This is a genomic window from Rhodococcus sp. AH-ZY2, assembly GCF_030916465.1.
Taxonomy (GTDB): domain Bacteria; phylum Actinomycetota; class Actinomycetes; order Mycobacteriales; family Mycobacteriaceae; genus Rhodococcus; species Rhodococcus ruber.
Map to the genome: position 1 here is coordinate 3,980,920 of NZ_CP126458.1, position 13,786 is coordinate 3,994,705.

Sequence of the window (13,786 nt, forward strand, 5' to 3'; positions counted from 1 at the left end):
GAGGCCGGTGATCTAAGGCGCCGGTTCCCCGATCAGCAAGGCGAGCAGCAGCTCTGCCCGGACGCGGGCATCACCGAGGTCCACGCCGAGCACCTGCTCCGCCTTGGCGATCCGGCTGCGCAGGGTGTGCCGGTGCACCTCCAGGGCCGCGGCCGCCGCCTCCCATTGCCCGTTCGCCTCGAGGAAGGCCCGCAGCGACGCGACGAGCCTGGTCCCGCGACCGCGGTCGTAGTCGGCGAGAGCGGACACCGTCGACGCGGCCACGGATTCGAGCACGGCCCGCACCGCCGGGGACGCGAGCAGGGCGGTGCCGTGGGTGGCGTCGAACTCGACGAGGCGGTGCGCCGCGTTCGCGGCGGCGACGGCGTGCTCGGCCTGTTCGACGGCGCGGCGGGTGTCGGTGAGCCGGTGCGCGGCGCTGAGGCCGCCGCGGAGGGTGCGGGCCTGCGGCGGGGACAGGTCCGCCAGCAGCGCCGCCACGTCGGACAGCGTGTCCTCGCCGCGCAGCAGCACGGTGAGCGCCTCGTCGTCGCTGCGCGCGTACAGCGGCCGCTGCCGGGCACCGAGACCGGCGTCGAGCACGCGCCGCACGTCGGCCGGGATCGGGGTGTGCAGCTGCAGGATCCGGATTCGGTTGCGGGTGCCGACCGCGTCGGCGAGATACTCCGAGGCGTCGCCGGAGTCGAGGGCACCGGCGACGAGGAGACCGAACACCTTTGCGCCCAGCGCGTTCCGTTCCGCCCGCAGCCGCCGCGGCTCGTCCAGCTCGAGGGTGACGAGGGAGACGGCGTGGCCGATCAGGACGAGTTCGACGTTCTCGAGCGGCCGGTCGGCCTGCACGGCCAGGTATCCGCTGACGACGCCGGCGTGCGTGACCGGCTGCACCGTCAGCGTCCGGCCGGGCCGGCTCGTGGTGACCGAGCCGGCGCCGTCCCGGCGCAACTCCGGGATCTGCTCCGCCAGCTCCGCCGCGGCCTCGGGGTGGGCGGCCACCTCCCCGGTGCGCTCGTCCAGGTAGGCGACGGCGGTGTGAGTGGCGACGGCCAGTTCGCGCACGACGGCCGGCACACCGCCACGCAGCACGGCACGGGTGATGCGCACCTGGGTGTCGGCGGCGCGCCGCACGAGCTCGTACTGCTGCTCGGCGAGCCGGGCGGTGACGGCACGGCTCACGGCGGCGAACGGCGTCGTGTACGGCACCTCGAGCAGAGCCAGCCCCACCGCGTCGGCCGCCTCGAGGACCGACTGCGGAATCCGCTCGTGCGACAGCCCGGTGCCGAAGCCGAGGGCGGCGACGCCCGCCTCCGCGAGGCGGCGCACGTAGTCGCCGCCCGCCGCCGGCTCCAATCCCAGGCCGATGGTGAGGACGAGTTCCCCGCCGGAGAGCCACGGCCGCGGGTCCAGCAGTTCGGTGGGCTGGACGAAGCCGATCTTCCGGTCCATCCCGGCTCGGCCACCGCGCAGGGTCAATCCCAGTCCCGGTTGCCGCAGTAGCCAGGCGATGCCGACGCTCATGGGGCCATCGTAGGACGCCTCGACGAAATGGCGCGGTGCGATTCGCCGAGTTGTACGGATCGGCCCTGTCTCGGGTCCGCCGCCGCTCCCATACTCGAATCGTCTCTACGCCGCCGAGCCCGAGGAAGTCCCCCATGACGAGCATCGAATACCGCCTTCCACAGCAGCGTCGCCTGGTCACCGCGCTGCCCGGCCCGCGCTCGGCGGCACTGACCGAGCGTCGCCGCACGGCGGTCGGGGCGGGTGTGGCGTCCTCCGTGCCGGTCTACGCCGCCGACGTCGACGGCGGGATCGTCGTCGACGTCGACGGCAACGCCCTGATCGACCTGGGTTCCGGTATCGCGGTCACCAGCGTCGGCGCCTCGGACCCGGCGGTCGTGGCGGCGGTACAGGAGCAGGTCGCGCACTTCACGCACACCTGCTTCATGGTCACCCCCTACGAGGGCTACATCGCCGTCGCCGAGAAGCTCGCGGCCCTGACCCCCGGCGACCACGCCAAGCGCACGGTGCTGTTCAACAGCGGCGCCGAGGCCGTCGAGAACGCGGTGAAGATCGCCCGCGTCGCCACCGGTCGCAGCGCCGTGGTGGTCTTCGACCACGCCTACCACGGCCGCACCAACCTGACGATGGCGCTGACCGCGAAGAACCAGCCCTACAAGGAGGGCTTCGGCCCGTTCGCCCCGGACATCCACCGTGTGCCGGCGTCCTACCCGTTCCGGGAGGGCCGCAACTACGACGGCACCGAGGTCACCGGCGAGCAGGCCGCCCACCGCGCGATCTCGCAGATCGACAAGCAGATCGGCGCGCACAACGTCGCCGCGATCGTGCTCGAGCCCATCCAGGGCGAGGGCGGATTCATCGTGCCGGCCAAGGGTTTCCTGCCCACCCTCGTCGACTGGGCGAAGGCCAACGGCATCGTCTTCGTCGCCGACGAGGTGCAGACCGGCTTCGCGCGCACCGGTGACTGGTTCGCCGGCAACGACGAGAACATCGTCCCGGACCTGATGACCCTCGCCAAGGGCATCGCCGGCGGCATGCCGCTCGCCGCGGTGACCGGCCGCGCCGAACTGATCGACGCCGTCCACGGCGGCGGTCTCGGCGGCACCTACGGCGGCAACCCCGTCGCGTGCGCCGCGGCGCTCGCCACCCTGGACCGGATCGAGCAGCTGGACCTGTGCGGCCGCGCCCGGCGCATCGAGCAGATCGCCACCGATCGGTTGCGGGCGCTCGCCGCGGACGTCGACATCGTCGGCGAGGTCCGCGGCCGCGGCGCGATGCTCGCCGTCGAGTTCGTCCGGCCCGGCACCCGCGAGCCGAACCCGGAGGCCACCAAGGCGATCGCCGCGAAGGCGCTCGAGCAGGGCGTCATCGTGCTCACCTGCGGCACCTACGGCAACGTCGTCCGCCTGCTGCCGCCGCTGGTGATCTCCGACGAGCTGCTCACCGACGGCCTCGACGTTCTCGCTGCCGCCGTCCGCGACGTCGCGGGCGTGCGCCCGACCCTGGCAGGAGTCACCCGATGACCCACACCCTTCCCGCGGGCGTCCCGACCCGCCTCTGGCTGGGCGGCAAGCTCACCGACTCGTCCACCGGCGCGACGTTCCCCGTCGAGGACCCGGCCACCGGCGCGGTGCTCGCCGACGTCGCCGACGCCTCCGCCGACGACGGGCTGCGCGCCCTCGACCTCGCCGTCGCCGCGCAGGCCGAGTGGGCGGCGACCCCGCCGCGCGTGCGGGGCGAGATCCTGCGCACCGCCTTCGAACTCGTCCACGCCCGCGCCGACGACTTCGCCCGCGTCATCACCCTCGAGATGGGCAAGACCGTCGCCGAGGCCCGCGGCGAGGTGAACTACGGCTCGGAGTTCCTGCGCTGGTTCGCCGAGGAGGCCGTGCGCATCGGCGGCCGCACCGCCACCGCCCCCGCCGGGAACGGGCGCATCCTCGTCACCAAGGAACCGGTCGGGCCCGTCCTGGCGATCACCCCGTGGAACTTCCCGCTGGCGATGGCCACCCGCAAGATCGGCCCGGCCCTGGCCGCGGGCTGCCCGATCCTGGTCAAGCCGGCCGCCGAGACCCCGCTGACGATGCTGCTGCTCGGGCAGGTCTTCGCCGACGCCGGCCTGCCGGCCGGGGTGCTGTCGATCCTGCCCGCCACCGATGCCGCGGCGCTCACCGGGCCGCTGCTCGCCGACGCGCGGCTGCGCAAGATCACCTTCACCGGTTCCACCGGCGTCGGCAAGCTGCTGGTCCGCCAGTCCGCCGACCGGCTGCTGCGCACCTCGATGGAACTCGGCGGCAACGCCCCGTTCCTGGTGTTCGACGACGCCGATCTCGACGCCGCCGTCGACGGCGCGATGGCCGCGAAGATGCGCAACGGCGGCGAGGCCTGCACCGCCGCCAACCGCTTCCACGTCGCCCGCCGTGTCGCGGTCGAGTTCACCGACAAGCTCACTGCCCGCATCGCGGCGCTGCGCAGCGGCCACGGCCTCGACGACGGCACCGACCTCGGCCCGCTCATCACCGCCCGGCAGCGCGCCACGGTCGACGCGCTGGTGCGCGACGCCGTCGAGCGCGGCGCCCGGGTCCGCACCGGCGGGCAGATCCCCGACGGGCCCGGCACGTTCTACCCGCCGACCGTGCTCGACGAGGTGCCGGCCGACGCGCGGCTGCTGCGCGAGGAGATCTTCGGCCCGGTCGCGGCGATCACCGTCTTCGACACCGAGGACGAGGCCGTCGCCGCCGCCAACGACACCGAGTACGGCCTGGCCGCCTACTTCTACACCCGCGACCTGGACCGCGCGATGCGCGTGGCGGGCGCACTGAAGACCGGCATGGTCGGGGTCAACCGCGGGGTCATCTCCGACGTCGCCGCCCCCTTCGGCGGCGTCAAGGAGTCCGGTTTCGGCCGCGAGGGCGCGGCCGAGGGCATCGAGGAGTACCTCGACACCAAGTACATCGCCCTGTAGCGGGACCATCAGGAATCCGAATACCGGCTCGGTCCGGGAGCGCGGCACGTCGCGCTCCCGGGCCGAGCCGTATCCTATTGGGACTCAGTCATTCCGGAGCCGATCCAGGCGCGCCTCGAGTCCGGCGATCATCGCGTCGAGGCCGGCGTCGAAACCGGCGTCCGGGGTGTAGTCGCCGCCCGAGCCGGCGAACGCGTCGATCGCCGCGGTGAACACCGGGCTGACGCCGGCGAGGTCGGCGGTGTCGAAGATGTCGGCCGGGGCGTTGGCGTCGAGCGCGGAGCCGAAGATGAACGACTCCAGCGCGACGACGACCGGCACGATGGTCCCGATCGGCCACCCGGCCTCGGCGAAGCCCGCGGCCACCGCCTCGTAGACCGCGAGGGTGCGGGGCGCGCCCGCGACGGGCATCACGGCGATCACCGGGACCAGCGGCGCGTGCCGGGCGAACACGTCCCGGTAGGACAGGGCCCAGCGCCGTGTCGCCACGGCCCACGGCTCGGTGCCGAACCCGCTGACGTCGACCTTGGTCATGAGATCTTCCTGCACCCACAGCAGGACGTCCTGCTTCGAGCGCACGTGGTTGTACAGGGCGGACGGGGCCACCCCGAGGGCGCGGGCGAGCTTGGCGACGGTGAAGGCGTCGTAGCCGCCGTGTTCGATCACGTCGAGTGCGGCGTCGGTGATCGCTTGCCGAGACAGCACTTTCGTCGACGGCCGGCCGGCGCGCCGGTGCGTCCCCTCTCCCACGCCGCTCCCCCTCCGTCTCACGATTTCCGGCCACGAATTGCCGCGAGGGTCTTCTCCTCGCGCCTCGATGAGGTTACAGTGTGATGCGACACATATGAATGTCGTTCATTTTCTCGAAGGGGAATCCCATGCAATCCATCGAGCGTGACGTCGTCGTCGTCGGGGCGGGACCGTCCGGCCTGACCGCCGCCTACCGCCTGCGACAGGCGGGCCTGCGGGTCGCCGTCCTCGAAGCCCGCGACCGCGTCGGCGGCCGCACCTGGACCGACACGATCGACGGAGCGATGCTCGAGATCGGCGGTCAGTGGGTGTCCCCCGACCAGACCGCCCTGATCGCCCTCCTCGACGAACTGGGTCTGCGCACCTTCGCCCGCTACCGCGACGGCGAGAACATCTACCTCGACGCCGAGGGCCGGCCCGTCCGGTACCGCGGCGACACGTTCCCGACCTCCGAGCACACCCGCGCCGAGATGGACAAGCTGATCGCGCTGCTCGACGCGCTCGCCGCCGAGATCGGCCCCCACGAGCCGTGGGCGCATCCGCGGGCGCGGGAACTCGACACCGTCTCCTTCCACCACTGGCTCCGGGCTAACTCGGACGACGAGGAAGCGTGCGCCAACATCGGGTTGTTCATCGCCGGGGGCATGCTCACCAAGCCGGCCCACGCGTTCTCCGCGCTGCAGGCGATCCTCATGGCGGCATCCGCGGGTTCGTTCAGCAACCTCGTGGACGAGGACTTCATCCTCGACAAGCGCGTCGTCGGCGGTATGCAGCAGGTGTCGGAGCGGCTGGCCGAAAGGCTCGGCGACGACGTGTTTCTCGGAAATCCGGTGCGGACCCTGCACTGGTCCGAGGGCGCGGAGGCCGGGGCGCCGGGGCGCGTGCGCGCGGTGGCCGACGGGGTCGCCGTCGACGCCCGGTTCGCCGTGCTGGCCGTGCCGCCGAACCTGTACTCCCGCATCTCCTACGTCCCGCCGCTGCCGCGCCGCCAACACCAGATGCACCAGCACCAGTCCCTCGGGCTCGTCATCAAGGTGCACGCCGTGTACGACACGCCGTTCTGGCGCGAGGAGGGCCTGTCCGGCACGTGCTTCGGCGCCGGGGCGCTCGTCCAGGAGATCTACGACAACACCAATTTCGAGGATCCGCGGGGCACCCTGGTGGCGTTCGTGGCGGACGAGAAGGCCGACGCCGTCTTCGAACTCTCCGCCGCGGAACGCAAGGCCGCGATCCTCTCGTCCATGGCCGGTTATCTCGGCGAGAAGGCCCAGAACCCGGTGGTCTACTACGAATCCGACTGGGGCTCCGAGGAGTGGACCCGCGGGGCCTACGCGGCGAGCTACGATCTCGGCGGCCTGCACCGCTACGGCAAGGACCAGCTCACACCCGTCGGACCGATCCTCTTCTCGTCGTCCGACCTGGCCGCCGAGGGCTACCAGCACGTCGACGGCGCCGTGCGCATGGGCGAGGACACGGCCCGGCGCATTCTCGACGCCCTCGGCTCCCGCGCGACCGCGGCGGCCGGCGCCCCGGCGCACTGACCGCCCCGCCCTTCCCCCTGCAGATCCGAAGATCCGGTTTCACAATAGTTTTCACGCTCGCTCGGCGCCCGTCTCGGCGTCCGACCCGCTCACGACGAGGTGAGCATTCCGGTCCCGGCGGCGCCGCCCTCCGGCAGCGCCGCCGCCCTCCGAACCTTTCGCACCCGATCCGGCCGCCGGATCCCTGGCCCGGCACCGTCGGTGCGGCCCACACTGATCACCAGAGTCCCTGCCCCGGCCGGGCAGGCCTCCGAGAGGAACCCAGCCATGACCGCTCTCCGCGAGAACTACATCGACGGCGCATTCGTGCCCTCGACGGCCACCGAATCCCTGCCGCTGATCGACCCGGTCGACGAATCCCTCGTGGGCTCGATCCCGGTGTCGACCGCCGCCGACGTCGACGCCGCGGTGGCGGCCGCGCAGCGCGCGTTCCGCACCTGGGGCAGGACCACCCCCAAGGAACGCCAGACGGCGCTGCTGAAGCTCGCCGACGCCCTCGAGGAGCACTGCGACGAACTCGTCGAGGCGGAGTGCCGCAACACCGGCCAGCCGAAGTCCATGATCGCCGACGAGGAGGTCAAGGTCGGTGCGGACCAGCTGCGCTTCTTCGCCGGCGCGGCCCGCATGCTCGAGGGCAAGGCGGCCGGCGAGTACATGGAGGGCCACACCTCCTACGTGCGGCGCGAGCCGATCGGCGTGGTCGGTCAGGTCACGCCCTGGAACTACCCGCTGATGATGGCGCTGTGGAAGATCGGACCCGCGCTCGCGGCCGGCAACACCATCGTCCTCAAGCCCAGCGACACCACCCCCGACAGCACGCTGGTGCTCGCCCGCCTGACCCGGGGCATCCTGCCCGACGGCGTCTTCAACGTCGTGCTCGGCAACGCCGCCACCGGGGCCGCCCTCGTCGAGCATCCCGCGCTCGGCCTGGTGTCGATCACCGGTTCGGTCCGCGCAGGCACCGAGGTGGCGGTCTCCGCGGCCCGGCAGCTCAAGCGCGCGCACCTCGAACTCGGCGGCAAGGCCCCCGTCCTGGTCTTCGACGACGCCGACGTGCCGAAGACCGCCGAAGCCGTCGCGGCGGCCGCCTTCTTCAACGGCGGCCAGGACTGCACGGCCGCCACCCGGGTACTGGTCCACGAGTCGATCCACGACGACCTCGTCGACGCGCTGGCGCGGCAGGCCGAGCTGCTGCGCCCGGGCCGCCCCGACGACTCGGACGCCTTCTACGGCCCGCTCAACAACGCCGCGCACTTCCAGCGCGTCACCGACAAGATCGCCGCCCTGCCCGCCTCGGCGACGATCGTCACCGGCGGCCGGCGCGCCGGCGAGAAGGGCTTCTTCTTCGAACCGACGATCGTCACCGGCGTGGGCCAGCACGACCCCATCGTGCAGGACGAGACGTTCGGCCCGGTCCTGACGGTGCAGTCCTTCGCCACCGAGGACGAGGCCGTCGCGCTGGCCAACGACGTCCGCTACGGGCTCGCCGCGAGCGTGTGGACCCGCGACCACGGGCGCACCCAGCGGCTGTCCGCCACGCTCGACTTCGGCGCGGTGTGGATCAACTGCCACATCCCGCTCGTCGCGGAGATGCCGCACGGCGGGTTCAAGCAGTCCGGCTACGGCAAGGACCTCTCCGCCTACAGCGTCGAGGACTACACCCGCATCAAGCACGTGATGAGCACCCACGACTGACCTGCCGCGGCCCGACCGCGCCGTTGCCGGAAGCCGGCGGCACCCTCCCGCCGGCTTCCCCTACCGGATCGGAATCCCATGAGACTGGTTGTCGGATACCTCGCCACCCCCAGCGGCGCGGACGGGCTGGCGCTCGGCGTCCAGCTCGCCCGCAGCCTGGGCGCCGAACTCGACATCTGTATGGTCCTGCCCCCGGACCGCCCGGTGCCCTCCCGGGTGCCCGCCGAACCCGGGTACGAGGACGTCCTCGCCGGCACGGGCGAAGCATGGCTCGCCCAGGCGGCGGCCACGGTGCCCGACGACGTGCGGGCGCACACGCACCTGAGCTTCCACGAATCCTTCGCGCAGGGCCTGCTCGACGAGGTCGCCCGGCTCGGTGCGCGCGCCGTCGTTCTCGGGGCCGCGGGCGACGGGCTCCTCGGCCGGCACTCCATCGGCACGGTGTCGTCCGAGCTGCTGCATTCCGCGCCCGTGCCGCTGGCCCTGGCACCGCGCGGATTCCGACACTCGGCCGCGCCCCGCGTCCACGAGGTCACGTGCGCACTCGGCACCCGCACCGGAGCGGACGTCCTGCTCAGGACCGCGGTCCGCGCCTGCGAGCGGATGCGCACGCCGCTGCGGCTCGTCTCGCTCGTCGCCCTCGATCCGCACGGTCTCGGCCGCGACGCGCGCAAGTCGCACGAACTCGCCCTCGAGTCGGCGCGGGCCCACGCGCGCACCCTTCTGGACACCGCCCGCGCCGAGCTTCCCGGCGACTACCCGGTCCGGTCGCTCGTCGCGGACGGGGACACCGTCGAATCGGCGGTGGCGAAGCTCGAATGGCACGACGGCGACGTCGTGATGGTCGGCTCCAGCCGGCTCGCCCAACCGCACCGGCTCTTCCTGGGTTCGACGGCAGCGAAGATGCTGCGGGTCGTTCCGGTGCCCATGATCGTCGTTCCCAAGCACGAGTTCGAGAACAGTGAGTAGACCCGTCATGACGAATTCGCTTCCCACCACCGAGATCCGGGAGGTCCCCCCGATGGCCGCACCCACCGACGGTGTCGTCTCGAAGGGCCTGGCCGCCGGCCGGATCGGCACCTTCGGCGGTGCCGTCCTGGGCATCTCGTCCGTCGCGCCGGGTTACACGCTGACCGCGAGCATCGGCCTGATCGTCGCGGCCGTGGGACTGAAGATGCCGGCGATCTTCATCGCCGGGTTCGTCCCGATGTTCCTCACCGCGTACGCCTACCGCGAACTCAACTCCGAATCACCGGACTGCGGAGCGTCGTTCACGTGGTCGACGAAAGCCTTCGGCCCGTACGTGGGGTGGATGTGCGGCTGGGGCATGGTGATCGCGACGATCATCGTGCTGTCCAACCTGGCCGCGATCGCCGTCCAGTTCTTCTACCTGTTCCTGGCGCGGATCACCGGAGACGCCGCGCTCGCGGATCTGCCCGGGAACAAGCTCGTCAACGTCGGCACGACCCTGGTGTTCATCGCGATCGCGACGTGGATCGCGAGCCGCGGCATCACCACCAGCGAGCGCGTCCAGTACGCGCTCGTCGGCTTCCAGATGGTGCTTCTGCTCGCGTTCGCGGTCGCCGCGCTCGTGCACGTCGGCGCGGGCGACGCGCCCGCCGGGCTCTCGCTCGACGCCTCCTGGTTCGACCCGTTCCACGGACTCGCACTCGGCGCCTTCGTGATCGGCGTGACCGGCTCGATCTTCGCGTTCTGGGGATGGGACACGTGCCTGACCCTCGGGGAGGAGTCCCGCGACCCGAAGAAGACCCCGGGCCGGGCCGGGTTGCTGTGCGTGGCCACGATCCTGCTGACCTACCTGCTGGTGTCGGTCGCGGCGATGATGTACGCCGGCGTCGGTACGACGGGTCTCGGGCTGGGCAATCCCGACAACTCCGAGAACATCTTCGGCGCCCTCGCCGATCCCGTCCTGGGTCAGTGGGGCGGCCTGCTGCTCTTCCTCGCGATCTTCGTCTCGTCGGTGGCGAGCCTGCAGACCACCTTCCTGCCCGCGGCGCGGACGATGCTCGCCATGGGCGCCTACGGCGCGTTCCCGCGCCGGCTGGCGGCGGTGCACCCCCGCTTCCTGGTGCCCTCGTACGCGACGGTCGTCGCGGGGGTCGTCACCGCGGTGTTCTACGCCGGCGTGACGTTCCTGTCGGAACGGACCCTGCTCGACACCATTGCGGCGCTGGGGATCATGATCTGCTGGTACTACGGGATCACCGCGTTCGCGTGCGTCTGGTACTTCCGGGGACGGCTGTTCACCAGCGCTCGCAACGCCGTGTTCCGCTTCGCCTTCCCCCTCTCGGGCGGGATCATGCTCGCCGCCGTCTTCGCGATCTCCGTGGGCGAGAGCATGAATCCCGACAACGGCAGCGGCGCCGAGATCGGCGGCATCGGACTGGTGTTCTTCCTCGGCTTCGGGATCCTGCTGCTCGGTGCGGTCCTGATGCTGGTGATGCGGGCCCGCAACCCGCAGTTCTTCCGCGGGGAGACCCTCACGCGCAGCACCGCCGCGCTCACCGGTGAGACGGACGTGCTCTCCACCGACCGCGGTTGACCTCGGACCGCACCGATCACCGCCGGCCGGGCCGCTCAGCGCCCGGCCGGCGTCTGTGCGACCAGGCCGGCCACCAGTGCGCGCAGGCCGAATTCGAAGGCGGCATCGGCCCGTTGCGGATTGGGGCCCGCGGTCTGCAGCGCGGCGCGCATCGCGTCCCCGGTCTCGGGGACGTTCGCCCACACCACCTCGGGCGCGGCGAGGTCGAGCGCCGAGCCGAGAACGAAGCTGTCCACCGTCGTGACGGCATGCAGCACCTGCGCCGGGGTGAACCCGGCATCGGTGAATGCCTGTGCCAGAGCGTTGTACAGCCCGAACGCGACCGGCGACTGCACGGTCTGCGCGGTGAACAGCGGGATCAGCCGCGGATGCGCGGCGTAGGCGCGACGGTACTCGCGGGCGAGGGCGGCGACGGTCTCGGACCAGTCGCCGGCCGGGGCGCCCACGGCGATGGTGGACATGATGCGGGCCCGCATGGCCTCGACGATCTCGGCGCGCCCGGACACGTGGTTGTACAGCGACGACGGCCGCACCTTCAGCCGTTCGGCCAGTCCGGGCATGGTGAAGTCGCCCGCGGTGTCCACCATCCGGATGGCGGCGTCCGTGATGATCTCGGGCGAGAGCAGCCGCGTGGGCGGTCGTGGCATACGGACACTCCTCGAAATCGTCGTGGGCTCTTGCCCGGAACGCGCTCGTCCACCATACTTAACGAATCACATTCGTTTTATCCCCCGGACCGATTCCCGAGGACCCCATGCTCACCATCACCGCCACCACGCCGCCCGACTCGCTGTGCCGAGTGGACACCCCCGATCGGCCGCCGCTGCGCGTCGGACTGGTCCAGCACCGCTGGCACGACGACGAACGGGCGTTGCGCGCCGAACTCACCGAGGGCATCGCCACCGCCGCCGGCCTGGGCGCACGCGTCGTGTTCCTGCCCGAACTCACCCTCAGCCGCTACCCGGCCGACACACCCGGCGGCACCGACGCCGCCCGGACCGCCGAAGACCTGCGGACCGGCCCGACCGTCGCCTTCGCCGCGGCCGCCGCCTCCGCCCACGGCGTGTTCGTGCACGCTTCCCTCTACGAACGCGCCGACGGCTCCGACGGACTCGGCTACAACACCGCCGTCCTCGTCTCCCCGGCCGGCGAGCCGGTGGCCCGCACCCGGAAGCTGCACATCCCCGTGACCGCCGGATATCACGAGGACACCTACTTCCGGGGCGGACCGGCCACCGACCCGTATCCCGTCCACACCCCCGACGGCCTCGACGGCGCCCGCATCGGCATGCCGACCTGCTGGGACGAGTGGTTCCCGGAGGTGGCGCGCGCGTACTCGCTCGCCGGGGCCGAGATCCTCGTCTACCCGACGGCGATCGGTTCCGAACCCGACCATCCCGAGTTCGACACCCGTCCGCTGTGGCAGCAGGTGATCGTCGGAAACGGCATCGCCAACGGCACGTTCATGATCGTGCCGAACCGGTACGGCTGCGAGGGAGCCGTGACCTTCTACGGCTCCTCGTTCGTCTCCGATCCGTACGGCCGCATCCTGGTGCAGGCCCCGCGCGACGAATCCGCCGTGCTGGTGGCCGATCTCGACCTCGCGCAGCGCCGGGACTGGCTGTCGCTGTTCCCGTTCCTGACCACGCGCCGCCCGGACACCTACGGCTCGCTGACCGCGCCGGTGGATGCGCACGCCCCCTTCGGGGCCACGCGATGAGCTGGCGCATGCCCGCGGAGGGCGAACCGCACGAGCGCACGTGGATGGCCTTCCCCACCGAGGGATACTCGCTGGGCGACACCGCGGAGGAGCGCCACGAGGCCCGCGCCACGTGGGCCGCGGTCGCGCATGCCGTCGCCGAGTTCGAACCCGTCACCGTGGTGGCCGATCCCGGCCAGGTCGACGCGGCGCGCCGATACCTGTCCCGCGACGTCGAACTGATCGAGGCCCCGCTGAACGACGCCTGGATGCGCGACATCGGGCCGACCTTCGTCCTCGACGACGACGGCCGCCGCGGCGGGGTCGACTGGGTGTTCAACGGGTGGGGCGCCCAGGACTGGGCCCGCTGGGACCGCGACGCCCGGATCGCGTCGTTCGTGCTCGAGCGCGCCGGCGTCGAGCGCGTCGCCTCGACGCTGGTCAACGAGGGCGGCGGCATCCAGGTCGACGGTCTCGGCACCGTCCTGCTCACCGAGACCGTCCAGCTCGACCCCGGGCGCAACCCGCACCTGGACAAGGCCGCGGTCGAGGCGGAACTGCGGCGCACCCTCGGCGCGACCTGCGCGATCTGGCTGCCGCGCGGGCTGACGCGGGACCAGGAACGCTACGGCACCCGCGGGCACGTCGACATCGTCGCCGCGATCGCGTCCCCCGGTGTGGTCCTCGTCCACGACCAGCGCGACCGGGACCACCCGGACTTCCACGTCACCGCCCAGATCGTCGACCGGCTGCAGCACACGACCGACGTCCGCGGCGAGCCGTGGTGCATCGTCCGGGTGCCGGCCCCGGCCACGGTGCGCGACGACGAGGGCTGGGTGGACTACAGCTACATCAACCACTACGTCGTCAACGGCGGGGTGATCGCCTGCCGCTTCGGCGACCCCGCCGACGACGAGGCCGCGGAGATCCTGGCGGCCGCGTATCCGGGCCGGCGCGTCGTGGGAGTGGACGCCCGGCCGCTCTTCCGCCGCGGGGGCGGCATCCACTGCATCACCCAGCACCAACCGCGGTGACGGGTCCGGCGGTGCCGCCGCGCC

At 72.1% G+C, this 13,786-nt stretch carries 11 protein-coding genes; 8 read left to right on the top strand and 3 right to left on the bottom strand.

Features of this window, described 5'->3' with window-relative positions; all coding sequences use genetic code 11:
- Positions 1–12: 12 nt before the first annotated feature.
- Positions 13–1,515: a PucR family transcriptional regulator gene (locus QNA09_RS19125; protein ID WP_308072021.1), complete on the bottom strand. Its 1,503-nt coding sequence runs from the start codon at positions 1,513–1,515 to the stop codon at positions 13–15.
- A 134-nt stretch (positions 1,516–1,649) separates the two neighbouring features.
- Between QNA09_RS19125 and gabT the strand changes: the two genes are divergently transcribed.
- Together gabT and QNA09_RS19135 are read left to right on the top strand one after the other, a co-directional pair.
- Positions 1,650–3,038 (top strand): 4-aminobutyrate--2-oxoglutarate transaminase, encoded by a 1,389-nt coding sequence (gene gabT, locus QNA09_RS19130; RefSeq protein WP_048773259.1) that lies wholly within the window; start codon positions 1,650–1,652, stop codon positions 3,036–3,038.
- Positions 3,035–4,480 (top strand): NAD-dependent succinate-semialdehyde dehydrogenase, encoded by a 1,446-nt coding sequence (locus QNA09_RS19135; RefSeq protein WP_017679895.1) that lies wholly within the window; start codon positions 3,035–3,037, stop codon positions 4,478–4,480. The genes gabT and QNA09_RS19135 overlap by 4 nt, the downstream gene beginning before the upstream one ends.
- A gap of 84 nt (positions 4,481–4,564) precedes the next feature.
- Here the strand turns inward: QNA09_RS19135 and QNA09_RS19140 are convergent, their stop codons facing one another.
- Positions 4,565–5,230: a TetR family transcriptional regulator gene (locus QNA09_RS19140; RefSeq protein ID WP_228287100.1), complete on the bottom strand. Its 666-nt coding sequence runs from the start codon at positions 5,228–5,230 to the stop codon at positions 4,565–4,567.
- 128 nt (positions 5,231–5,358) lie between these two features.
- On the opposite strand from QNA09_RS19140, the gene QNA09_RS19145 reads away from it, so the two are divergent.
- From QNA09_RS19145 to QNA09_RS19160, 4 genes are all read left to right on the top strand, one after another.
- Positions 5,359–6,771: an NAD(P)/FAD-dependent oxidoreductase gene (locus tag QNA09_RS19145; protein WP_124258867.1), complete on the top strand. Its 1,413-nt coding sequence runs from the start codon at positions 5,359–5,361 to the stop codon at positions 6,769–6,771.
- A 267-nt stretch (positions 6,772–7,038) separates the two neighbouring features.
- Positions 7,039–8,466 carry a gamma-aminobutyraldehyde dehydrogenase gene (locus tag QNA09_RS19150; protein ID WP_017679892.1) on the top strand — a complete coding sequence of 476 codons (1,428 nt, stop codon included), beginning with the start codon at positions 7,039–7,041 and terminating at the stop codon, positions 8,464–8,466.
- 78 nt (positions 8,467–8,544) lie between these two features.
- Positions 8,545–9,435: a universal stress protein gene (locus QNA09_RS19155; RefSeq protein ID WP_017679891.1), complete on the top strand. Its 891-nt coding sequence runs from the start codon at positions 8,545–8,547 to the stop codon at positions 9,433–9,435.
- Positions 9,436–9,487: 52 nt separating this feature from the next.
- The gene (locus QNA09_RS19160; protein WP_304563469.1) at positions 9,488–11,029 is read left to right on the top strand and encodes an APC family permease; all 1,542 of its coding nucleotides are present in this window, start codon (positions 9,488–9,490) and stop codon (positions 11,027–11,029) included.
- 35 nt (positions 11,030–11,064) lie between these two features.
- Here the strand turns inward: QNA09_RS19160 and QNA09_RS19165 are convergent, their stop codons facing one another.
- The gene (locus QNA09_RS19165; protein ID WP_017679889.1) at positions 11,065–11,676 is read right to left on the bottom strand and encodes a TetR/AcrR family transcriptional regulator C-terminal domain-containing protein; all 612 of its coding nucleotides are present in this window, start codon (positions 11,674–11,676) and stop codon (positions 11,065–11,067) included.
- Positions 11,677–11,783: 107 nt separating this feature from the next.
- Between QNA09_RS19165 and QNA09_RS19170 the strand changes: the two genes are divergently transcribed.
- Both QNA09_RS19170 and QNA09_RS19175 read left to right on the top strand, forming a co-directional pair.
- A complete protein-coding gene (locus QNA09_RS19170) occupies positions 11,784–12,749 on the top strand; it encodes a nitrilase-related carbon-nitrogen hydrolase (RefSeq protein WP_017679888.1) in 966 nt (321 codons plus the stop codon).
- Positions 12,746–13,762, top strand: a complete 1,017-nt coding sequence (locus QNA09_RS19175; protein ID WP_203011103.1) for an agmatine/peptidylarginine deiminase — start codon at positions 12,746–12,748, stop codon at positions 13,760–13,762. Before QNA09_RS19170 ends, QNA09_RS19175 begins: the two co-directional genes overlap by 4 nt.
- Positions 13,763–13,786 lie beyond the last annotated feature (24 nt).